Origin of the sequence: Bradyrhizobium diazoefficiens (assembly GCF_016616885.1) — a bacterium.
In the GTDB taxonomy this organism is placed as follows: domain Bacteria; phylum Pseudomonadota; class Alphaproteobacteria; order Rhizobiales; family Xanthobacteraceae; genus Bradyrhizobium; species Bradyrhizobium diazoefficiens_F.
On the sequence record NZ_CP067102.1, the window covers coordinates 7857503 to 7879503 of the forward strand.

Here is a 22001-nt window from a genome sequence, read left to right on the forward strand (position 1 = left end):
TGATGAAAAGCCCTACCGCGTCTTGACGATCTGCAGCAGCTCGTCGCCGTAGTGCTCCAGCTTCTTGTCGCCGATGCCGGGGATGTTGCGCAGCTCGTCCAGCGTGGTCGGCCAGGCCCGGACGATGCCGTCGATGGTAGCGTCGTGCAGTACCACATAGGCGGGCACACCACGTTCGCGCGCGATATCCGAGCGCCAGGAGCGCAGCCGCGCGCGCAATTCGGGATCGACGTCGCCCTGCGGTGCACTGGCCGCCGGCGCAAGGTCGCCGCGGCGGGATTTTGCGCGGCTTGACCGAACCCGCGTGCCGGGCGCCTCCTCGCGCAGCCACACCTCGGTCTCCCCGCGCAGCACGCCGCGTGCGGTCTCCGTCAGCTTCAGCGCGCCAAAGGCTTCGCTGTCGCTCTGCAAATGGCCCATGGCCACCAGCTGCCGAAGTACGGTGCGCCACTGCTTCTCGTTGAGCTCGCGCCCGATGCCGAACACCGACAGCTTGTCGTGACCGAACTGCGTCACCTTCTCGGTCAGGCGTCCGATCAGCACGTCGATCAGATGCATCGCGCCGAAACGCTGGCCGGTGCGATAGGCGCATGAGAGCAGCTTTTGCGCCAGAACCTTGCCCTCGCGCATCTTTGGCGGCGTCAGGCAATTGTCGCAATTGCCGCAGGTCTCGCCATGCGATGGCTCGCCGAAATAGCCGAGCAGCCGCTTTCGGCGGCACTGCGCTGTCTCTGCGAGCCCGACCAGTGCGTCGAGCTTGCCGATCGACACGCGCTTGAAATCGTCGGAACCGCTGGACTCGTCGATCATGCGGCGCTGCTGCACGATGTCGGAGAGCCCGTAGGCCATCCACGCCGCCGACGGCTTGCCGTCGCGCCCCGCACGCCCGGTTTCCTGGTAATAGGCCTCGATGGTCTTGGGCAGGTCGAGATGGGCGACGAAGCGCACGTCGGGCTTGTCGATGCCCATGCCGAAGGCGATCGTCGCGACGATGACGATGCCGTCCTCGTTGAGGAAGCGATCCTGATTGCGGGAGCGCACGCTGCTGTCGAGGCCGGCGTGATAGGGCAGCGCCGCAATGCCGGCCTCGGCAAGTGCGGCAGCAACCTCCTCGACGCGATTACGGGACAGGCAATAGACCACGCCGGCATCGCCCTCATGGCGCTCGCGGATAAACTCCTTCAGCTGCGACACCGCATTGCGCTTGTCGACGATCTCGTAGCGGATGTTGGGCCGGTCGAAGCTCGATACGAATTGCGGGCTATCGGTCAGCTGGAGCCGCTGGACGATCTCTTTCCGTGTCAGTTCGTCGGCGGTCGCGGTCAGCGCGATGCGCGGCACGTCGGGGAAGCGCTCGGCGATGATGGAAAGGCCGACATATTCGGGCCGGAAGTCATGCCCCCATTGCGAGACGCAATGGGCCTCGTCGATCGCGAACAGCGCCACCTTGGCCTGCGCCAGCATCGATAGGCAACGTGGCGTCACCAGGCGTTCCGGCGCGACATAGAGCAGGTCGAGATCGCCCGCGATCAGGCGCCGCTCGATGTCGGAGGCCTCCTGCAATGTCAGTGACGAGTTCAGCGCGGCCGCGTTGACGCCGGCTTCGAGCAGGCCCGCGACCTGGTCGCGCATCAGCGCGATCAGCGGCGAGACCACGATGCCGCAGCCTTCGCGCAACAGGGATGGCAATTGATAGCACAACGACTTGCCGCCGCCGGTCGGCATCAGCACCAGGCAATTACCACCGTCGGTGACATGCCGGATGATCTCGCCCTGCGCGCCTCGGAACCCGGGCAGGCCGAACACCGAATGCAGCACCGACAGCGCATCACGGCCATCGGCCAGCGCTGGCAGCGGAGCGGTGGAAGGGGCGGGCATGGGCGTGTCGGGGTTTGCGAGATTCGTCACAAGCCCAGTCGCATGACCGCGCCGACGTTGCAAGTCCATCTTCTCCCCACGAGCGGGGGATAGACGAAAACCTACGCCCCGATCCTGCGCAAGGCCTCGGCGACCGTCACGATCGGCATGTTGCGCTTTTCCGCAGCCTTCAGCGCGTGGCGCAGCAGAGCCGGCGTGCAGCCATAGGGACTCGGCGCGTCGACGACATCGTGGCCGTAGAAGATCAGCCAGCCTCCGCTTGCGACCGCCTCGTCGAAATAGCGGTCCACGCCCGCCGTATCGATCTCGCAATTGACCAGCGGCGAAGCGCGCAAGAATTGGAGATCGATGACGTCGCTGTTGACACCGGGAAGGATCCCGCGCGCGGAGCGGAAGTATTGGGCGAGCTGCGGTTTGCGCCAGACCGAGGCGAGGCCATAGGGATAGGCAAAATTCTCAAGCCGGATCGAAGAGCCGATGCTGAGAAAATGACTGCGGTTTCGCTCGATCTCGCGCGCCATCGCGCTCTCGTCGAGATCGATCGCGCGCAAATGCGAGAAAGTGTGGCAGCCGATCTCGTGGCCGCCGCGATGCAGCCGGACGATCGCATCGTTCGACAGGCCGCGCCAATGATCGGAGGGCCGATCGACCAGGCTGCCGGCGAGGTAGAACGTACCGCGCCCGCCATGCGCCTCCAGTAGCGAGGCACCCTCGCCGGCGGCGCTGTCGGGGGCGTCATCGAAGGTGAAGCTCACCATGGGCGCGTGTGCCGGCAAGCGGTGCGGCGCGGCGCGGAAATGCCGGGCCAGCCGATTGCTCACGCGTCCGTTGAGGGCCGACAGCACGGGTGCATTCCCTTTGATTCTATATTGCTCGACTGAAACATTTGCGCGCGGCCTCAGGCAAGCTTAACGGCTGGGTAATCCTAACGCGGAAGCAACAGGTTAACGCGCCAGCAGCGGAGCGTCGGTGTCCGCGCCGAGATGTCTCAGCCAATTGCGAAAAAGCGCCGCGGCGGCACTGCCGGCCGCAATATCGGTGCGCAAGGTCAGCGCCGGCAGTTCATTGGTCAATGCCGGATGCCGCTGATGCCTCGCCCGCTTCTCGAATCGCATCAGCTTCTCTTCCGTCGCTGCGTCAAAATAACACACGGGGAGCGCCGGATAGGCCTCCCGCCCGCGCGCGAGGAAGCGGCCGATGTCGCGCAAATATTCGCGCTGGAGCGACAGCGCGTCATATTCGGGATGACCCTGGAAGAACACGAAGCGGCTGGCATACTGCCGGACGAAGACGTCGACGCCAGCCTGGGCCGACCGGGTCAGCACCTGATAGCCGGCCTGGGTGAGATCTCCCTCGATGACTTCGTTCAGGCGCGAATGCGAAACCTTGAGCGGCGCCGGCGCATCGCGCGTCAGCGGGTCGCCGGTCACGGCCTCGCAGTCGAAGATGCCATGACATTTGGATGGCAGGCGCTGCCGTTCGATACGATCGAGGTGCAGCACCGCCGCATGTGCGGCAAGGCATGACCAGATCGTCGAGCGGGTATTGGTTCGGGCCCAATCGATCAGCTCGGTGAGGTCGCGCCAGTACGGTTCCTGGTCGAGCTCGGGCGCGACCGGTTCGGCACCGGTTACGATCAACCCGTCGAATTTCTGGCGCTTGAGATCTGAGAGATCGGAATATTCGCTCTCGACGTGCCACTTCGCTTCCGGCGAGCGCTTCACCGACGGCAGCGAGAAGCAGTGGAAGCGGATGCGGCGCGGCCCTGCTGCGGCGTGGAGCAGCCTGATGAACTGCCGCTCGGTCGCCTTGAGCGCCGTATCGGGCATGTTGTTGATCAGCCCGATGGTAAGCTCGGCACCGGCATGATCGCGCGCGAGGTCACCCTCGGCCGGCACCAGCGCCGGGCTTACAATACCTTGATCCCTGTCGATCAAGACGCTCATCGGCCCGATTGCCTACTCCGCGGCCTGAAGACGCGCGATCGGACAAGCCTTTTCCAGCGCCTGGTCGATGTCCTCGATGATATCGGCGGCATGCTCGATGCCGATCGAGAGGCGGATCGTTTCCGGCAGCACGCCGGCTGTGCGCTGCTGCTCCGGCGACATTTGCCGGTGCGTGGTCGAGGCCGGATGGCAGGCCAGCGACTTGGCATCGCCGATATTGACGAGGCGCGTGATCAGCTTCAGCGCATCATAGAAGGTCTTGCCGGCCTCCATGCCACCCTTGATGCCAAAGGTGAACAGTGAGGAGGCGTTGCCGTCGAGATACTTCTGGACCAGCGGATAATAGGGGCTGTCCGGGAACCCGGTGTAGTTGACCCAGGCGACGCGCGGATCGTTGCGCAGGAATTCGGCGACCTTGCGGGCGTTCTCGCAGTGGCGCTCCATGCGCAGCGCCACCGTCTCGATGCCCTGGAGCAGCAGGAAGGCGTTGAACGGCGACAGCACCGAACCCATGGTGCGTTGATAAACGCTGCGCGCGCGCTCGATATAGGCGGTCTTGCCGAAGCGCTCGGCATAGACGAGCCCGTGATAGGAGGCGTCCGGCTTGTTGTAGGCCGGGAAGCGGTCGGCGTGCTTGGCCCAGGGGAAATTTCCGGAATCGACGATGGCGCCGCCGAGCGTGGTGCCGTGGCCGCCCAAAAACTTGGTCAGCGAATGCACGGCGATGTCGGCGCCGTAGTCGAACGGCTTGAGCAGGATGGGCGTCGCGACCGTGTTGTCGACGATCAGCGGCACGCCATGGGCATGCGCGATCCTGGCCAGCGCCTCGATGTCGCAGACATTGCCGGCCGGATTGCCGATGGTCTCGGCGAACACCGCCCGGGTGTTCTCGTCGATCAGCTTCTCGATCGCCTCGGGTTTGTCGCTCTCGGCGAAGCGGCCGGTGATGCCCTGCCGCGGCAGGATGTGGGAGAGCAGCGTGTGCGTGGTGCCGTAGAGCTGCGGCACGGACACGATGTTGCCGCCGTGGTCGGCGACATTGACGAAGGCGAAATGCAGCGCGGCCTGGCCGGTCGCGACTGCGAGCGCGCCGACGCCGCCTTCGAGCTCGGCAATGCGCTTCTCCAGCACCGCGCTGGTCGGATTGGCGATGCGGCTATAACGAAAACCTTCGGCCTCGAGATTGAAGAGAGCCGCGCCGTGATCGGCGCTGTCGAAGGCGTAGGCCGCGGTCTGGTAGATCGGCACGGCAACCGCGTGCGTGGTGGCTTCGGGCTCATAGCCGGCGTGAATAGCAATCGTCTCGTTGCGCATCGTACCACCTCCGCGTGGCGCGGGCCGCACTTATTGACCTGTATGAGGCATGTGCGTTGTCCGCCGTCCCTCTGTTAGAGGCGGGTGGTAAAGCGGACAATAATTCGCTTAGAGATCGAGGAAGTAACCCTAATGGTTGTTGGTGAATTGGCTAAAATTTGAGTCAATTTGGATTAATGATATCAACCCGCGAGCGAAAAAAGGGCCTGCGCGCAAAAAGTGACGATGCTTGCCTCGCACCTGACGACCGCATCCCGCCATCTCATCGGGGCTTCGCGCCTGTCGCGCGAAGCCCCGAGAGCAAGATCAGGCCATCGTGTCCCAGAGCCGGTGGGTCAGCACGCCGGCGCGCTTCTCGATCGCGGCGGCAGCGTCCAGCGCCAGATCCTCACGATAGCGGCCCGCGATGAGTTGCACGCCGATCGGCTTGCCGTCGTGCAAGGCCACCGGCACCACGACGCCGGGCAGCCCCAGCACGTTGATCGCGGAGATGAAGCGGATCTCGCCCCAGAAGATTTCCTGCACGCGTTCGGCACTGACGGTGTCGTCGCGCGGCCCCGGCGTCGGCTTCACCGTGGTCGGCGCCAGCACCACCGGATACTCCTCGAAGAACAATTGCCAGGCGCGGATATGGCCGTTGCGCGCGGCTGTCGCCTGCATCCACGCCTTGAGATCGAGCGTGCTCGCCTTGGTCTTCATGCCGCCCCACGCCTTGTGGAAGTCTTCCGACGTGACCTTCAGCATGCTGGCCTCCTGCATCATCACCGTCTCGTTGGTGATGATGTCGCACCAGGTCTGCCAGACGCCGTTGATGTCGGGCACCTCGACCTCGCTGACGCGATAGCCGGAGCGCTCGAGGTGATCGGCGGCCTGGCGAAGCGCCGCGCTGACCGCCGGATCGACCGCCATGTCTTCCGGGACCTTTGCCAGCGCGACCTTGATCGGGCCCTTCGGCTTCGGCCCGATCAGCGGCGCCGGCACCCACCAGGGATCGCGCGGATCGCACTGGCTCATCACCTCCAGCGCAAGACGGACGTCGCCGACGTGGCGGGCGAGCGGCCCCTGCGCCGACATCAGATGCGCCAGCATCGGCCGCTCCGCCGTCGCGCTGGCGTTGAAGGCGGGAATGCGACCCTGCGTCGGCTTGATGGTAGCGACGCCATTGCAATGCGCCGGCCAGCGCAACGAGCCACCGATGTCGTTGCCATGCGCAATGGTGCCGATGCCGGCAGCGACCGCCGAACCCGCGCCGCCCGAGGAGCCGCCGCAGGTGATGTTCGGGTCCCAGGGATTGAGCGTCAATCCGTGCAGCGGATTGTCGGTGAAGCCGCGGAACGAGAATTCCGGCGTATTGGTGAGGCCGATGACGATTGCCCCGGCCTTCTTCAGGTTACGCACCACCGGCGAATCCGACGGCGCGACGAGGTCCTTGTTGGCGGGGACGCCGTTGAAATTGGGCCGGCCTTCGTAGTCGACGTTCTCTTTGACGGTGACGGGCACGCCGTGCAGGAGGCCGAGCTCGCCGCCCTTGGCGCGCTGCTTGTCGGCCGCATGCGCGGCCTTCAGAGCGTCCTCGCCGAGATCGACGACGACCGCATTGAGCCGGGGATTGACCGCATGCATCCGCTCCAGATGCGCCTCGACGGTTTCCACCGCGGAGATTGCGCCGGAGCGGATCGCCGCCGCGGTCTCCACCGCCGACCATTGCCAGGCCGGCCCCTTAGGGCGGCGTGCGGCGGCCGATTTGCGCGGCGCAGCCTTCGTGGCCGTCTTCGCGGCCGCACCTTTGCGGACGACGGCCTTCTTGCTCGAGGTCTTCGCTGCGTTCTTTGCAGCACTTTTCTTCTTGGTCGCCGCCTTCTTCGCCACGTCGCATCTCCTGAAATTGCGGCGCGGAGGTTACGGATGGCAATAAGGCCTGTACAGCGACGTTTCTGCATGGCGCATTGGCGGGAGCAGCCAATGCGACCAATGTCGGCGATGACCGTCGCTCAGACCGTCGGCGGGTTCAGGCGCGCAAATCCGTCCTGGATGCGATAGGGATAATAGGGATAGGGCGGCATCACCACGCTGACCTCGTCGAGGCGCTTGAGCTGATCCGCGCTCAGCGACCAGCCGACCGCACCGAGATTGTCGCGCAACTGCGCCTCGTCGCGGGCGCCGACGATCACGGACGATACCGTCGGGCGCGATAGCAGCCAGGCGATCGCAACCTGCGGCACGGTGCGGCCGGTCTCGGCGGCAATCGCATCGAGCACATCGACGATCGCGTAGAGCCGCTGCTCGTCCACGGGCGGACCGAACTGCGCCGTCGCATGCAGGCGACTGGTTTGCGGCAAGGGCTGGCCGCGCCGGATCTTTCCTGTCAATCGGCCCCAGCCGAGCGGGCTCCAGATGAGCGCGCCGACACCCTGGTCGCCTGCGAGCGGCATCAGCTCCCACTCATAGTCGCTGCCGAGCAGCGAGTAGTAGACCTGATGCGCGACATAGCGGGGCCAGCCGTGACGATCGGCGATGGCGAGCGACTTCATCAACTGCCAGCCGGCAAAATTGGAGACGCCGACATAGCGCAGCTTGCCGACCTGCACGAGCGTATCGAGCGTGGACAGCACCTCCTCGATCGGCGTGAAGGCGTCGAATGCGTGGAGTTGAAGCAGATCGATATAGTCGGTGCCGAGCCGCCGTAGCGCCGCCTCGACCGAGGCCAGCAGGCGATGCCGCGACGAGCCGGCATCGAGCGGGCCATCGCCCATCGGCAGGCTCATCTTGGTCGAGATCAGCACCTTGTCGCGCCGGCCCTTGATCGCGGCGCCGAGAATCTCCTCGGAGGCGCCGTTCGAATAGACGTCGGCGCTGTCGAACAGATTGACGCCGGCCTCGAGGCAGATGTCGACCAGCCTGCGCGCCTCCTCGGCGCCGCTGCGGCCCCAGGCCGAGAACAGCGGCCCTTGGCCGCCAAAGGTGCCGGTGCCGAAGCTCAGAACGGGCACCTTGAGCCCGGAAGCGCCGAGATGACGATATTCCATGTGCGCCTCCCCTATTCCGCCGGGCACGCCGCGACAGCGGCCTGCCTGCGGTCGAGCTGAAGGCTCCACAGCGCCAGCACGAGTCCGATTGCGGTGATGCCGGCCGCAACCAGCGGCAGCGCAGAGAGGCCGAGCCCACGATCGATGGTGACGCCGCCGGCCCAGGCACCGAGCGCATTGCCGAGATTGAACGCGGCAATGTTGAGGCTGGAGGCGAGCGTGCGGCCGCTGGGGCCGGCGGCCTCCAGCACGCGAAGCTGCAGCGGCGCGACGGTTGCAAAGGCCGCGATGCCGAGCAGCAGGATCAGCGCAATGGTGGGAATCTTGACCGACAGCACGGCGGCGAGACCAAGCAGCACGATGGCGAGCGCGGCGAGCGTGCCGGTCAGTGCGCGAGCAAGGCCACGGTCGGCGAGCTTGCCGCCGGCGACATTGCCGATCGCAAGCCCGAGACCGAACACCAGCAGGATCGGCGAGACGGCGGCTTCCGAAAAGCCGGTGAAACGGGTCAGGATCGGCTGGATATAGGTGAAGACGACGAACAGGCCGGCGAAGCCGAACACGGTCATGGCGAGGCCGAGCGACACCTGCCCGCGCCCGAGCACGGCAATCTCCTCGGCGAGCGAGATCGGCTTGTCGCCGTTGCCAACATGGCCGGGCACGAGCGCCGCCACCACCGCAAAGGCGATCACGCCGATCACCGTCACCGCCCAGAATGCCGCGCGCCAGCCGAGCATCAGGCCGAACCAGGCACCGAAGGGTACGCCGAGCAGCGTCGCGACCGTGAGGCCGATGAACATCGTGGCGATGGCGGAAGCGCGCTTGTCCTCGGCGACCAGGTTGGTCGCCACCACCGAACCGACACCGAAGAAGGTGCCATGGGCGAGCGAGGTCAGTACCCGCGCGGCCATCAGCAATTCGTAATTCGGCGCGAGCGCACAGGCTGCATTGCCGAGCGTAAAGATCGCCATCAGCGCCAACAGCACGGTCTTTCGCGGTAGCCGGCGGGTCGCGAGCGTCAGCACGGGCGCGCCGACGAACACGCCGAGCGCATAGCCGGAGATGAGCAGCCCCGCGACCGGCACGGAGACGTGCATGTCGGCGGCGACCTGGAGCAGCAGGCCCATGATGATGAATTCGGTGGTGCCGATGCCGAAGGCACCGGCGGTAAGCGCGAGGACGGCGGGAGGCATGCGTGGCTCCAATGGATGAAACGAGCCACGCAGATAGCCGCCCTCACGCAAAACCATTAGAATGTCCGCAATCCAATCATTTGTGACGTCAATTCAACATGGCTCGTTTCGACACCAACCGCTCTGCCGAGATGGAGGTTTTCGTCCGCGTCGTCGACCTCGGCGGCTTCACCCAGGCCGCGCAAAAGCTGCGCCTGACGCCGTCGGGCGTCAGCAAGCTGATCTCGCGGCTGGAGGCGCGGCTCGGCTCGCGGCTGATCAACCGCACCACGCGCAAGCTGACGCTGACGGAGGAAGGCCAGGCCTTCTACCAGCGCGCCGTGCGCATCCTCGGCGAGATGGAGGAAGCCGAACGTGAAGCGGCATCCGGCGCCACACCGCGCGGCCGGCTCACGGTCAACAGCAACATCCCCTTCGGCATGCTGCATGTGATGCCGCTGATTCCGCGCTTTCTCGCAGAGCATCCCGACGTCACGCTCGACCTGATGCTGACCGACACGCTGATCGATCTGATGCAGGAGCGCGCCGATGTCGCCATCCGCGTCGGCCCCCTGCGCACCTCACGCCTCGTCGCGCGAAAGCTCGGCACCAGCCGCATGGCGGTGGTCGGTGCGCCGGATTATCTGGCCCGCGCGGGCATGCCGAAGACGCCGGCGGACCTCGCCGACCACCGTGGCATCGGCTGGACCTTTCCGCGCTCGATCCGCGGCTGGCCGTTCAAGCGCGGCGACCGCACCGAGGAAGCGGTGCCGCCGCCGGCCGCACGCGTCAGCGACGGCGAAGCCGCCCGCCGCCTTGCGCTCGGCGGCGTCGGCCTCGCCCGCCTCGCCCTCTTCCACATCGGCCCCGACATCGAAGCCGGCCGCCTCGTGCCCGTGCTGCAAGGCTATAATCCCGGCGACCGCGAAGACATCCATGCCGTCTATGTCGGCCACGCGGCGCCGCTGCCTGCACGCGTGCGTGCGTTCATCGATTTCTTGGCGGAGCACGTGCGGGTGAGCGACCCAACGCTGAAGCGTGCGCAGGATGGGACGTGGAAAATGGCGGGATGAGGCAATGGGGAGGGAGCGGGCTTCGAATCTTCCCCGCCTAGCCAAGACGACGATGGAACTTTCGACGCGCCACGATTTGACGCGAAAGTTTCACGCAAATCTCGAGAATGCATGGCCTCCGCAATTTTCGTCACGCTGTCGATAAATTCATCCGGCAATATCGACGCGTACACACGTCACGATTTTCAACCGCGGAAATCGCACGAGCATCCATTCAAAACTTCGTTCAGAACCAACAGCTGCTTGACAGACATTTCCAACCATTGCAGTTTTAGGTTGAATAACCGTCGAATGATTTTGCTTTGCTCGTTTGATCTTCCAGGCACCGAACGGGGAGCATTCATATGACGGTTATTCCTCCCGCCAGTGGCGTTACCATCCACAATGGCGACACGATGGATGTCAGTTACGGCGCCTCCGTCGATAGCACGACGATCGAAACCGGCGGCTTGCAGACGGTCGGTGGATCTTTCTCAACAAGCACGGCCACCCACACGACCATCTATGGCGGAGAACAGGACGTCATTCTGGATGGCGTCGCCAGCTATACGACGATCTTCGCAGGCGGCGTGCAGCGTGTAACGGGCGAATTTGTCCATGAAGGTCCAACCCCCGGCGCGGTTGATCACACCACGATCAATAGCGGCGGCGAGCAGGATATCGACACGGGCACCGCGACGACGACGACCGTCAATTCCGGCGGCGTCCAGAACGTGACGAATGGTGGCAGCGCCAGCGGCACCATCGTCAATTCCGGCGGTGTTCTCAAAGTCTCGGGTGAAACTGTAGAAACGGCACCGGTGTATCCGCCGCCGGTGATCCAAAGCGTAGCGACCGCTGCAATCATCAACTACCAGGGCCAATTCAACGTCACCGGCGGCGGGACTTCGGTGAATGCCATCGTCAACGGCGGCGTCATGACTGTCTCGGGATCGATACCGGATCCGTTCGCCAACTTTCCGGGACAGCCGGCTGTCGACGTCAGCATGGCGAGCGGCACCACCGTTGAAAGTTTTGGACTCCTAACGGTATCGAATGGAGCGTCGGTGTCCGGAACAATGCTCCAAAACTTCGGCAGGCTGAATTTGGATGCAGGTGGCACAGCGACCGGAACGACAGTCGATTACGGAACGATGCAATTGTCCGCCGGCGCGACGGCGATCAATACGACCGTCAATCAATTTGGCGTTTTCATCGTGCTGGGTAACGCCAATTTCTCGGGGACGGTCTTCAACGCCGGCAGCACCTTCCAGATCGGCGACGGTACGATTGAAAGCGGATTTACTGTTGCGAAGAGCGTGACGCTGGCCGTTCTGGACGGCGGTGTCCTCAACAACAGTATTGTCTCCGGAGGCGCAACGCTCATCGCCGAAGCCGGCGCGACGCTATCCGGTACGACCTTCCAGAGCGGCGCAACGTTCGTTGCCGACTATGGCTATACGGAAAGCGGCTTCACCGTGTCGGACGGCATATTGTTCAAGGTGTTCGGCACAGCCACGAACACGACGATATCAGCCGGCGGCAAGCAAATCGTAGGTCTCGCCGACTTAGGCGGTTCCGCCAGCAACACCGTCATCAACGGAGGCGAACAGGATGTCGGGCTTGCGTCCACCGCGAGCTACACCACGATCAACATGGGCGGCATTCAGCATGTCGCCGGCATATATATGCATGATATGCCAGGTCCAGGACGGGCGGATCACACCACCGTCAACAATGGCGGCGAGCAGGATGTCGATACTGGCATCGCGATGTCAACCACCGTCAATGCCGGCGGCGTCCAGAATCTCACCAATGGCGGCTTTGCCAGCGATACCATCGTCAAGTCGGGCGGTGTCATCAATGCGTCGGGAGAGACGATCTATTATCCTCCCGGAGGCCCGTACGGCACCGTCATCAGAAGCGAAGTCGATTCAGCTGCTGTCGGCAGCGGCGGCCAATTGCACCTGACCGGGGCGGGGATTGCCAAGAACGCCACCATCAATGGTGGTGTGATGACGGTTTCGGGGTCAATTCCGGACCCCATCACGAGCGACCCAAATGCTCCGGCGGTCGACGCCAGCGCGGCGAGCGGAACAATCCTCAATTCTGGAAGCCTCTCGGTCTCAGACGGCGGCATCGTCACCTCTACGACTCTGAACGGCGGCACGCTCGACGTGCTCAATCAGGGCACCGCGAACGCTTCGACAATTCATCTTGGCGCCACGGAACTCGTCGAGGCGGGTGGCTTTGCCGGCGCGACCACGATCGCCGGCGGCACGCTCGATCTCAAGGCGGGCGCGATGTCCGACGACGCGATCATCTTCTCCGGCCAAGGCACACTCAAGATCGAGCAGAAGCTGGTTTCGGGCCCATCGACCTTCGCAAGCCAGATAAAGGGGATTGCACTCGGCGACCAGATCGATCTGTCGGGGCTGTCCTATACCAGCGGCGCAACGGTGACTGTATCTGGCTCGAAGCTGACGGTGAGCAACGGTACGGCCAGCGAGACCTTCACATTGGCGGATACCTCGGTCACGCGTTTCGGCATCACGAAGGACGGCTCCGGCGGCGTTCTGCTGACGGCCGCGGCCCTGCCCTCCATTGCAGGAGCCGTATCGGGACAAACGACCAGCAACGAAGCTGCGATCAATCCATTCGCGACCGTAGCGATCACAGATCCAAACGCGGGAGCAACCGATAGCCTCATCATCACGCTCGCGGGCGCGGCCGGCATTCTGTCCGGGACAGGACTGATCTCGCTTGGAAACGGAACCTACGAACTTGCAGCGGCCAGCGCTGACAAGCTGACCGCCGAGCTGCACGCCCTTACCTTTGTGGCCTCGCCGCACGGAGACGGCAGCGCAACGACCACGTTCACGCTGAGCGACACAAGCAGCGTAGGCCTGACCGTCAGCGACGCTCGTACGTCCGTCATCGACACGCATCAAGCCGGTCCCACGATGATCGATGGCCCGGCATCCGGCTATGCGACCGTTCAGGGGACGGCGGGCAACGACATCATCCACGCCTATGGCATGTTCAATATCATCCACGGCAATGGCGGGACCGACACGATCTACGCCGGACTATACGGCACGGTTGATGTGTCGAGTGGAGACAGCATCGTCCATTTGGAGGGGTTCGGCAATCGCGCAACCGCGGCGACGGCAATATCACGGTGACGGGATCGACAGGCGCCACCATGATCACGCTCGGCAATGGCAACGACACCATTGACGCCAGCGGATACGGGAACATCATCATGTTGGGCAACGGCAAGAATATTGTCCATCCGGGTGACGGCGCGAGCACAACGACGGCCGGCAACGGCAACGACCAGGTGACGCTCTCCGGATTTGGCAACACCGTCATACTTGGAAATGGCAACGATCTCGTCACCGGCGGAAGCGGCGCCAACAGTGTCACGCTCGGCGACGGCGACAACACCGTGAACCTCGGCGGCATGGTCAACCAGATCACCGTCGGTTCGGGAACAAACACAATCATTGCCGGCAACGGAGCGGATAACGTCGTTGCTGGCGCGGGTCACGATACAATCACACTAGGCGGAGTCGCCAATCACGTGGTGCTCAACGGCTCCGCGGCAACTGTGACAAACCAGATTGGCCTGGACGTCATTACGGCCAATGGCGGATCAGATCAGTTTAACTTTGTCGGGTTCGGCAATCAGGCGATCATCAATGGCGCGGCCCATGTCAACATCAACGATCACAGCACGGGCCTGACCGTCTCGATCAACTCCAGCAACCAAATCGATACGATCTTCGGATTCGGCAATGACCCGCTCGGCGTCATCGATCTTGCAAACGGCGTCGGCAATTACCACTCCGTCGCCGACATCATGAGCGCGCTCAAGGGCGATGGACACGGCGGGACCCTGCTTGCGCTGGGCAGCGCTCCCAACGCGGGATCTGTCGATTTCGTCGACACCGCGATCAGCCAATTGCACGCATCGAACTTTATGATCGTGTAAAGACAAAGCCGCGAAAACAACCCCATGCACAGTAGCCGGCCCATTGTCGGCATTGCGCTTTTTCAAATTTTTGATTTTACGAGATCAGCTTGACCCGTCGGGCAAAACAGGGGCATGATGCCATCATGGCAGAAGGCCTCCGCGAGCGGAGACGAATGCAGCTCGAGCGCCGGCATCGGAGAACGCCGGCGCGCATCCCAAGATCCTGTCGGCACGCCGCCCTAAACGAGGCGCGGATCCGTCCATCGACCTTTAGCCCTCAACGATGGCAACCGCCCGTGTCCAGCCCGCGGATGCCCGCTCGATCTTCACCGGGAAGCACGACACCATGAAACCGGTCGAGGGCAGAAGCTCGAGATTGTGCAGCTTCTCGATGTGGCAATAGCCGATGTGGCGTCCAGCCTTGTGACCTTCCCAGATCAGGCTGGCATCCCTGGTCTCGGCATATTTCTTCGCGGTGTAGACGAAGGGCGCGTTCCAGCTCCAGCCATCGATCCCGGTCAGCCGCACGCCGCGCTCGAGCAGATACATCGTCGCCTCGTAGCCCATGCCGCAGCCCGAGGTGACGTAGTCCTGTTGGCCATATTTGGCGCCGGCGCTGGTATTGACCACGACGATCTCCAGCGGCGACAATTTATGCCCGATGCGCTTGAGCTCGGCTTCGACATCCTTGGCGGTCGCGACATAGCCGTCCGGCAGATGACGGAAGTCGAGCTTCACGCCGGGCTGAAAGCACCATTCCAGCGGCACTTCGTCGATGGTCCACGCGCGCTCGCCGCGGTTCATCGTGGGATGGAAATGCCAGGGGGCGTCAAGATGGGTGCCGTTGTGGGTGGAAAGATGGACCATCTCCACCGCCCAGCCCTGGCCGTCAGGCAGATCCTCCGCCTTCAGCCCATCGAAGAACTGGAGCATGCGCGGCAAGCCTTGTTGATGATCGACGTACTGAATGGTCGGATGATTGCCCGGCGGATCGGCCGGCACGTCGTTTTGCAGCGGTACGGAGATATCGATCAGTCTGCGCGCCATGGTATTTCCTCGTTGCCTGTTCTTGTCTGTTGAGAGCTCAAGCGTCCTGGCGCTCTACCCTGTTCTTCAAGACGCCGATTTTTTCGACTTCGAGCTCGACCGTATCGCCATGTTCGAGAAACCAGCCAAGCTCGAGTCCGCAGCCATTGCCCACCGTGCCCGAACCGATGAATTCGCCCGGCATCAGAGTCTCGTCCTGCGTGACATGGGCGATGATCTCCTCGAACGAGAACAGCATCCCATCCGTGGCCCCAGTTGAGCGGGTCTCGCCGTTCACACGTGCTTCCATCTTCAGCTTATAGGGATCGCCGATCTCATCCGGCGTCACGATCCACGGTCCCATCACATTGCCGCCGTCGAAGCTCTTGCCCTTGGCGGGGCCGAGCCGTCCTTCCATCTCGATGCGCTGGGCGTCGCGCGCCGAGAAATCGTTGAAGATGGTGTAGCCGAAGATGTGATCCTTCGCCTTCGCCGCAGAGATATTCGCGCCCCTGTTCTTGGTGATGATGCCGAATTCGAGCTCGTAGTCCATCACCCTGCTGTAGCGCGGCCACCTTACGGTGGTGTTGGTGCCGCGGACGCTGAAACGGTTGGTGATGTAGAAGATCGGCTGCTTGCGATAGACCTCGGGCAACTCGCCGAGCGGCTCGGCGTCGATTCGCGCCAGTTCCGCCATGTCACCCCCGGCGCGCGCCGCAAGCTTCCGCTGGCCGCGCGGCGCCTGGAGGATGTGCAGCGGAAATGACATGCCGTCGCGCATCTGCCGCGGCTCCGGCACCGGCGCGAGAAGATCTACCGCACCTGTCGCCGACGATAGCGCCGGGTCCTTGCCGTGCTCCTCGAACAGCGCCGCCGCCTGTTCCAGCGCGCGTGGCCCCGCGTCGATCAGCGACAGCATCGAGCTGAAGGCCGGACTGCCCTGTCCATCACGGCCGGCGGCCGCGGCAAGGTCGAATATCTGGCTGTCATTGGAATGCACGATGCCGATCTTGTCCTGCCCGGCCGACTTGAATGTTGCGAGTTTCACCTTGAACACCCCCTTGCTCTTGATGAAACTATATGATCAAATAAAATATCGATATTCAAGACGAAAAAATGCGAACCGGGAGGATTGGTTTGAAGAGACAGTTGGCAAGGCTGGCGATCACACTCGGAATCTCGCTTGAGATGTCCTGCGCGCTGGCCGGTGCGGCGGCGGCGCAGGCGAAGATTCAGATCGGTTGCACGGCCACGTCCGACTGCGCATCCGCGATGGTCGCGGTCGATGAGGGCATCTTCCGAAAACACGGGCTAGACGCCGAGATGACACCGATCGCCATCAACTCGAATATCCCGGCCGCGATCCTGTCGAATTCGATCCAGATTGGCGGGCCGACCTCGACCGTCTTCCTCCAGGCCGTTGACGGCGGCCTCGATCTCGTCGCCGTCGTCGGCGCGTCGGTAATGAACGCAACATCTAACAACGCCATCACAGCTTTCGTCCGCAACGGCATCTCCATCAAGGAGCCGAAGGATTTTGTCGGCAAGAAAGTCGGCGCACCGGGGCTGAACGCGTTTCTGCACGTGCTGTTCGTGAAGTGGCTGGTAGAGAAAGGCGTCGACCCCAAGAGCGTCAATTTCGTCGAGGTGACCTTTCCGACCATGGCCGACATCATCAAATCGGGCGGCGTCGACGCCGTGCTCACGGCCGAGCCGTTCGTCACCCGCATGACCAATGCGGGCCTCGGCTCCGTCGGCGCGCGCTACGCGGTCGAGCTCGCCCGCACCGACCCGATCATCTTCTACGCCGCCTCGCGCGAATGGGCGGAGAAGAACGCCGCGACCGTGAAGAAGTTTCGCGATGCGATCGCGGAAGCGGCCGTGATCGTCAACAGCGACCGCGAAAAGGCTTCCGCTTCGATCGCAAAGTTCACCAAACAGCCGCTCGATCTCGTCAAGGCGACGCCTCCGAATCAGTCCGAGCCGAGCCTGAAGCCGGAAAACCTCGCCTGGTGGATCGAAGTGATGTCATCGCAAAAGATGCTGCAATCGACGCTTGATAAGAACAAGTTGGTGCTGAACTGAGGACCCTTACCATGCCGGCTTCCGAACGCACTGCCGAGCGTCCGAACGGCGAGGCCGGCACCTTGAGCGAGCGCGCTGCCAGCCTCGTCGAGCAGGACATCCTCGCCGGACGTCTGGCGCCGGGGTCGCGGCTTGGCATCGTCGATCTCGTGCAGCGCTACGAGATCGGCGCCACGCCGCTGCGGGAGGGATTGTCGCGCCTGATGTCGCGCGGATTGATCGTCGGCATCGGCCAGCGCGGCTTTCGGGTTGCCGAGGTCAGCCGCGAGGACCTGGCGGACATCACTTGCATGCGTACCGCCATCGAGAAAGAGGCGGTCCGGCTCGCCATCATCCACGGCGACGATGCCTGGGAGGCCGGTATCGTGAGCGCGCTGCATCAGATGCGCCGGCACATCGAGCGTACCGGCAACGAATTCCGCGAGGGCGCCGCCGATTTCGACCGCCTGCACAAGGGCTTCCACACTGCCCTGCTCGCGGCCTGCGGCTCGGGGCGGATGCTCGGCGCGCATTCGGACCTCTATGACCAGGCCTACCGTTACCGCCGCGTGATGATGCGCGCGATCGACAGCGGCGCAGAATTCATCCGCAGCCATCAAATGCTCGCCGACCGCGCGCTGGCGCGGGACGTTCCGGGCGCACAAAGAATGCTGCAGGAACACCTGCACTCAACCATCAATTTCGTTTATCCGCCCGATAGCGGGAGTGATCGATGACCGTCCTCGCAAGACTGGATGAAACAAGGGCGGCACAGCGGCCGAAACCGTTGATTACCTTCAGCGGCGCGACGCTTCGGCTCGGCGGCAAGACCATCATCGAGAATCTCGATCTCGAGGTGCGGCCCGGCGAATTCCTCTGCATCGTCGGCGCTTCGGGTTGTGGCAAGACCACCGCACTGCGGCTCGCGGCGGGCCTCTATCGTCCGAGCAGCGGCGCCGTCACCTTCGAGGGCCAGCCGATGCTCGAACCGCGACGCGAGGCGGCGATCGTATTCCAGGACTATGGCAAAGCGCTGCTGCCATGGCGAACCGCAGCTGGTAACATCTCGCTTGCGCTGGAGGCCTGCGCAGTTCCCACACGCGAGCGACCTGGCCGCATCGCAGACTTGCTGCGCAAGGTTGGCCTCCCCGCCCATGCCGGGAAATATCCGGCGGAAATGTCCGGCGGCATGCAGCAGCGCTTGCAGATCGCGCGCTGTCTCGCTCAGGAGCCAACCACGCTGTTGATGGACGAGCCGTTCGGCGCGCTGGATGCGATGACGCGACAAGGTCTCCAGGATGAGGTGCTGTCGTTGACAGCGGCGAGCAGCACGACCGTCATGTTCGTGACCCACGATCTCGACGAAGCGATCTATCTCGGCGACCGCGTCATCGGTCTCTTGCCGCATCCAGGACGGATCGGGATCGAGCTGGATGTCAACCTGCCGCGGCCGCGCGACCAGCTCGCCACCCGCGAACACCCGGAATTCCTGCGGCTGCGCCGGCAACTATTCGACTTCGTCAAGGCGACCGAACATTGAAGCTCGAGCGCACCAGACCACTCTTGCTGCCGATCGCGGCGCTGCTCGTCTTCGAGCTCTGGATCCGCCTCGCGCATCTGCAGAGCGACAGCCTGGCACCTCCGAGCGCGGCCTTCGTCGCTCTGGTCGCAGCACTCGCCGACTTCACGATCCCGATCGCCACGCGTGACACGTTGCTCGCGGTATTCGCGGGGCTCGCGATCGGTAGCGTCATCGGGCTTGCGCTCGGAATAGCCTTCGGTCTTTCGACTATCCTCGATCGGCTGATGGAAGTGACCATCGAGGCAATCCGTCCGATCCCGTCGATCGCGCTGCTGCCGATCGCGCTGATCGCGCTCGGCTTTGGATATCGCATGGAGATCGTGATTGTCGCATTTGCCTGCGTCTGGCCAATGCTGATCCTGAGCCGCGCTGCGGTCCGCGGCATCGAGCCGCGATTGATGGAAGTTTCGCGAGCGCTGCGCCTGACGCCGGCGCAGCGGATCATCAAGATCATCATTCCAGCGGCTTTGCCGCGGATTTTCGTCGCATTCCGCCTCTCCGCCGGCATCGCGCTGATCGTCGCAGTGACGGTCGAGATCGCGATCAATCCGCTCGGCCTCGGCGCCGGCATCATGCAGGCGCAGCAGGCGCTGCGCGCCGACCTGATGCTCGCTTATCTTGTCTGGATTGGCGCCATTGGCTACGGGTTCAACTTCGCCCTGGTCGTCGTCGAGCGTCGCCTGTTCGGCCGTGCCGCAACCGCCGGGGCAGTCTCATGAGCGCCACCGCGATAATCTGGCGCATTGCGAGTTTTGCGGTCGCGGCCGGCTTTGTCGGGCTCTGGCAACTCGTTGCCAATTTCAAGCTGATCTCGCCAGTGTTCTTGCCCGGGCCCGACCGCGCCTGGGCCGCACTGATGCGTGGCCTTGCGACCGGCGATCTCACGAGCAAGCTCGTCGGCACGCTGGAGCACATGGCCTATGGCTGGCTCGCCGCCTCGATCGCGGGCATCGCGCTCGGCGCACTGATCGGATCGTCTCGCTTGATGCGCGCCTACATCGCCCCATCGCTGGAATTCCTGCGTCCACTGCCGGTGTCCGCGATCATCCCGGTCGCGATCGCGCTGCTCGGTCTGACGCAGGGCATGGCCCTGTTCGTTATCGCCTTCGGTGCGATCTGGCCGATCATGCTTGCGACCATTCACGGTTTTGCCGCAGTCGAGCCGCGCCTCTACGAGGTCGCCCGCTCGTTGCAGATGTCGCGCCCGGCCGTTGTCTTCAAGATTGCGTTGCCGTCGGCCCTGCCCGACATCCTCGCTGGCATGCGGCTCAGCCTGACGGTCGCGCTGATTCTCTCGGTGGTCTGCGAGGTGCTTGCCGGGCTCGACGGCCTCGGCCATTGGGTGTTGTTGTCGGCGCGCGCCTTCCGCTCCGCCGATCTGTTCGCCGGCGTGATCCTGCTCGGAGCGACGGGCTACGTCACGTCGGTTGCAATGTCCTTGGCCGAGCGCAGGCTATTGGCATGGCAGTCGCCGCGATAGCGGTCCAAATCCACGACCCGCGTGCGTCAAACCTCGGCGAAGGGGCCGGTCAGCGAGATAGGGGGAAGCCAGCGACGCGCGGACGATAACGTCCAGCTCCATGCGAACGAGCAGCGGAAGCATGGGCAGCTGTCGACCTTGAGCTAGCGCGCTAGCATGTTAATCTTGACCTCGGATGTGTGAAGCGGAAAGCGCGCGCTAAGTGCAAAAGAGTCTACGCCGAGGCCACGCCATGGATCAAAGTAGGCGCGCCTGAGAGACAACGCGAGGGAAGGCAGCGTCAGCGCCTCAATGCGATAGGGTGATGAGGATGACGGCGAAAAGGCCCTTTGACGGGTTCGATTTCGAAGGCTTCTGGGACGACCATCCGTATTCCCTGGAGAACTATGTCGAGCCTCCGCCGAGCGACGAGCTGATCGCCTCCATTGAGCAGGAATTGGGTGGGTATCGGCTGCCGGCGGCCTATGTCGACCTCGCGCGGCGCCACAATGGCGGACTGGTCAAGCGCAACTGCCACCCGATGAAGGAGCGTACCGGCTGGGCGGAGGACCACGTGGCTATCGAGGGGCTCTACGCCATCGGCCGCACGGCCGAATATTCACTTGCCGGGCAACTGGGCGCCAAGTTCATGATCGAAAAATGGGGCTACCCGCCGATTGGCGTCGGCATCGCCGACACGCCGGCCGGGGGCCACGAACTGATTATGCTGGACTACCGGACCTGCGGAAAGCGGGGTGAGCCGCAGGTCGTGTACGTCGACCAGGAGGCTGACTACAGCATCGTCGCCGTTGCGCCGGACTTCGAGACCTTCATTCGAGGCTTGGTCGAGGAGTCCGAGTACGACACTGCCGAGGAGGATCGGGCTGCGGCAATTGCAACCGTCGAGCGGGGAACGTTTTCACCAATCGTGGTGCGGGCCCTGGCCGCCGTCGGCGACCGTCTGCCGAACGGCGAGCGAATATTGCGAGCCTTGGCCCGGCAGGTCGTGGACGAGAAGGGCTTCTTCGCCTTGCACGACGACGAACGCTCGCACCTGATGTATGGACTGATGTTCTGGCTCTATTCGAGCCTTTGTACCGCCAGATCCTTCGAAGCTTTCGTGGACCGTCCCGAGACCGGCGCCTCCTACGACGACTCGATTTGTTACGAGCTGATGATCGCTTTCGACCTTGTCGCCGACCCTTACGACTTCAACACGCGCGGGTACGCCGAGGGCTTTGTGAGGGACTGGTGGGACGCGTGCGTCGCCGGCGGCGACATCGTCGAGATGGCGGAAGGCTACCGTCTCACTCCCAACGCCGAAGCGACCCTGCTCGGGCGCTTGGCGACGATTTCTGGCCCCGAAGTCAATAAGCCAGCGCGATGATTTGAGATTGATGCGATCCGGCCTCAGAGCTTCCTTTGCTCGCGCCGTGGAAGAACACCAAGAATGCGTGCTTGACCGCTCGCGCGGCTTCCGCAGCATCTTCGACCTCGAACTCG

The 22001-nt window shown here is 63.7% G+C and carries 18 protein-coding genes; 9 read left to right on the forward strand and 9 right to left on the reverse strand.

The annotated features are described in order from the left end of the window. Positions 1-12: 12 nt before the first annotated feature. The 7 genes from recQ to JJC00_RS36775 form a co-directional block, all read right to left on the reverse strand. Positions 13-1878 (reverse strand): DNA helicase RecQ, encoded by a 1866-nt coding sequence (recQ, locus tag JJC00_RS36745; RefSeq protein WP_200470588.1) that lies wholly within the window; start codon positions 1876-1878, stop codon positions 13-15. Between the two features lie 101 nt (positions 1879-1979). Next, positions 1980-2723, reverse strand: coding sequence for a polysaccharide deacetylase family protein (locus tag JJC00_RS36750; protein WP_200470589.1), 744 nt, complete (start codon positions 2721-2723; stop codon positions 1980-1982). 99 nt (positions 2724-2822) lie between these two features. Then, positions 2823-3824, reverse strand: coding sequence for a homoserine O-succinyltransferase MetA (gene metA, locus JJC00_RS36755; RefSeq protein ID WP_200470590.1), 1002 nt, complete (start codon positions 3822-3824; stop codon positions 2823-2825). 12 nt (positions 3825-3836) lie between these two features. Continuing rightward, positions 3837-5138 (reverse strand): O-acetylhomoserine aminocarboxypropyltransferase/cysteine synthase family protein, encoded by a 1302-nt coding sequence (locus JJC00_RS36760; protein WP_200470591.1) that lies wholly within the window; start codon positions 5136-5138, stop codon positions 3837-3839. A gap of 306 nt (positions 5139-5444) precedes the next feature. Further along, complete coding sequence (locus JJC00_RS36765; protein ID WP_200470592.1) at positions 5445-7007, reverse strand: amidase family protein; 1563 nt, start codon at positions 7005-7007, stop codon at positions 5445-5447. Positions 7008-7129: 122 nt separating this feature from the next. Next, on the reverse strand, positions 7130-8164 hold the full coding sequence (locus tag JJC00_RS36770; RefSeq protein WP_200470593.1) for an aldo/keto reductase: 1035 nt from the start codon (positions 8162-8164) through the stop codon (positions 7130-7132). Positions 8165-8175: 11 nt separating this feature from the next. Then, a complete protein-coding gene (locus JJC00_RS36775) occupies positions 8176-9357 on the reverse strand; it encodes an MFS transporter (RefSeq protein WP_200470594.1) in 1182 nt (393 codons plus the stop codon). A gap of 98 nt (positions 9358-9455) precedes the next feature. Here JJC00_RS36775 and JJC00_RS36780 point away from each other — a divergent pair, with 98 nt between their 5' ends. The 3 genes from JJC00_RS36780 to JJC00_RS38525 all read left to right on the forward strand — a co-directional run bounded on the left by JJC00_RS36780 (position 9456) and on the right by JJC00_RS38525 (position 14385). Next, positions 9456-10409 carry a LysR family transcriptional regulator gene (locus JJC00_RS36780; RefSeq protein WP_200470595.1) on the forward strand — a complete coding sequence of 318 codons (954 nt, stop codon included), beginning with the start codon at positions 9456-9458 and terminating at the stop codon, positions 10407-10409. A gap of 344 nt (positions 10410-10753) precedes the next feature. Continuing rightward, positions 10754-13573 carry a hypothetical protein gene (locus JJC00_RS36785; protein ID WP_246774045.1) on the forward strand — a complete coding sequence of 940 codons (2820 nt, stop codon included), beginning with the start codon at positions 10754-10756 and terminating at the stop codon, positions 13571-13573. Between the two features lie 20 nt (positions 13574-13593). Continuing rightward, the gene (locus tag JJC00_RS38525) at positions 13594-14385 is read left to right on the forward strand and encodes a calcium-binding protein (protein WP_246774046.1); all 792 of its coding nucleotides are present in this window, start codon (positions 13594-13596) and stop codon (positions 14383-14385) included. Between the two features lie 252 nt (positions 14386-14637). Here JJC00_RS38525 and JJC00_RS36790 read toward each other — a convergent pair whose 3' ends face one another. Both JJC00_RS36790 and JJC00_RS36795 read right to left on the reverse strand, forming a co-directional pair. Further along, positions 14638-15414: a cyclase family protein gene (locus tag JJC00_RS36790; protein WP_200470596.1), complete on the reverse strand. Its 777-nt coding sequence runs from the start codon at positions 15412-15414 to the stop codon at positions 14638-14640. Positions 15415-15451: 37 nt separating this feature from the next. After that, the gene (locus tag JJC00_RS36795; RefSeq protein ID WP_200470597.1) at positions 15452-16441 is read right to left on the reverse strand and encodes a fumarylacetoacetate hydrolase family protein; all 990 of its coding nucleotides are present in this window, start codon (positions 16439-16441) and stop codon (positions 15452-15454) included. Between the two features lie 140 nt (positions 16442-16581). On the opposite strand from JJC00_RS36795, the gene JJC00_RS36800 reads away from it, so the two are divergent. The 6 genes from JJC00_RS36800 to JJC00_RS36825 all read left to right on the forward strand — a co-directional run bounded on the left by JJC00_RS36800 (position 16582) and on the right by JJC00_RS36825 (position 21885). Continuing rightward, complete coding sequence (locus tag JJC00_RS36800) at positions 16582-17478, forward strand: ABC transporter substrate-binding protein (protein ID WP_200474354.1); 897 nt, start codon at positions 16582-16584, stop codon at positions 17476-17478. 11 nt (positions 17479-17489) lie between these two features. After that, positions 17490-18194 (forward strand): GntR family transcriptional regulator, encoded by a 705-nt coding sequence (locus tag JJC00_RS36805; RefSeq protein WP_200470598.1) that lies wholly within the window; start codon positions 17490-17492, stop codon positions 18192-18194. Next, positions 18191-18997, forward strand: a complete 807-nt coding sequence (locus tag JJC00_RS36810) for an ABC transporter ATP-binding protein (RefSeq protein ID WP_200470599.1) — start codon at positions 18191-18193, stop codon at positions 18995-18997. The genes JJC00_RS36805 and JJC00_RS36810 overlap by 4 nt, the downstream gene beginning before the upstream one ends. Then, positions 18994-19758, forward strand: a complete 765-nt coding sequence (locus tag JJC00_RS36815) for an ABC transporter permease (RefSeq protein ID WP_200470600.1) — start codon at positions 18994-18996, stop codon at positions 19756-19758. Before JJC00_RS36810 ends, JJC00_RS36815 begins: the two co-directional genes overlap by 4 nt. Next, positions 19755-20519, forward strand: a complete 765-nt coding sequence (locus JJC00_RS36820; protein WP_200470601.1) for an ABC transporter permease — start codon at positions 19755-19757, stop codon at positions 20517-20519. The genes JJC00_RS36815 and JJC00_RS36820 overlap by 4 nt, the downstream gene beginning before the upstream one ends. Before the next feature lie 310 nt (positions 20520-20829). Beyond that, on the forward strand, positions 20830-21885 hold the full coding sequence (locus tag JJC00_RS36825) for an SMI1/KNR4 family protein (protein ID WP_200470602.1): 1056 nt from the start codon (positions 20830-20832) through the stop codon (positions 21883-21885). Positions 21886-22001 lie beyond the last annotated feature (116 nt).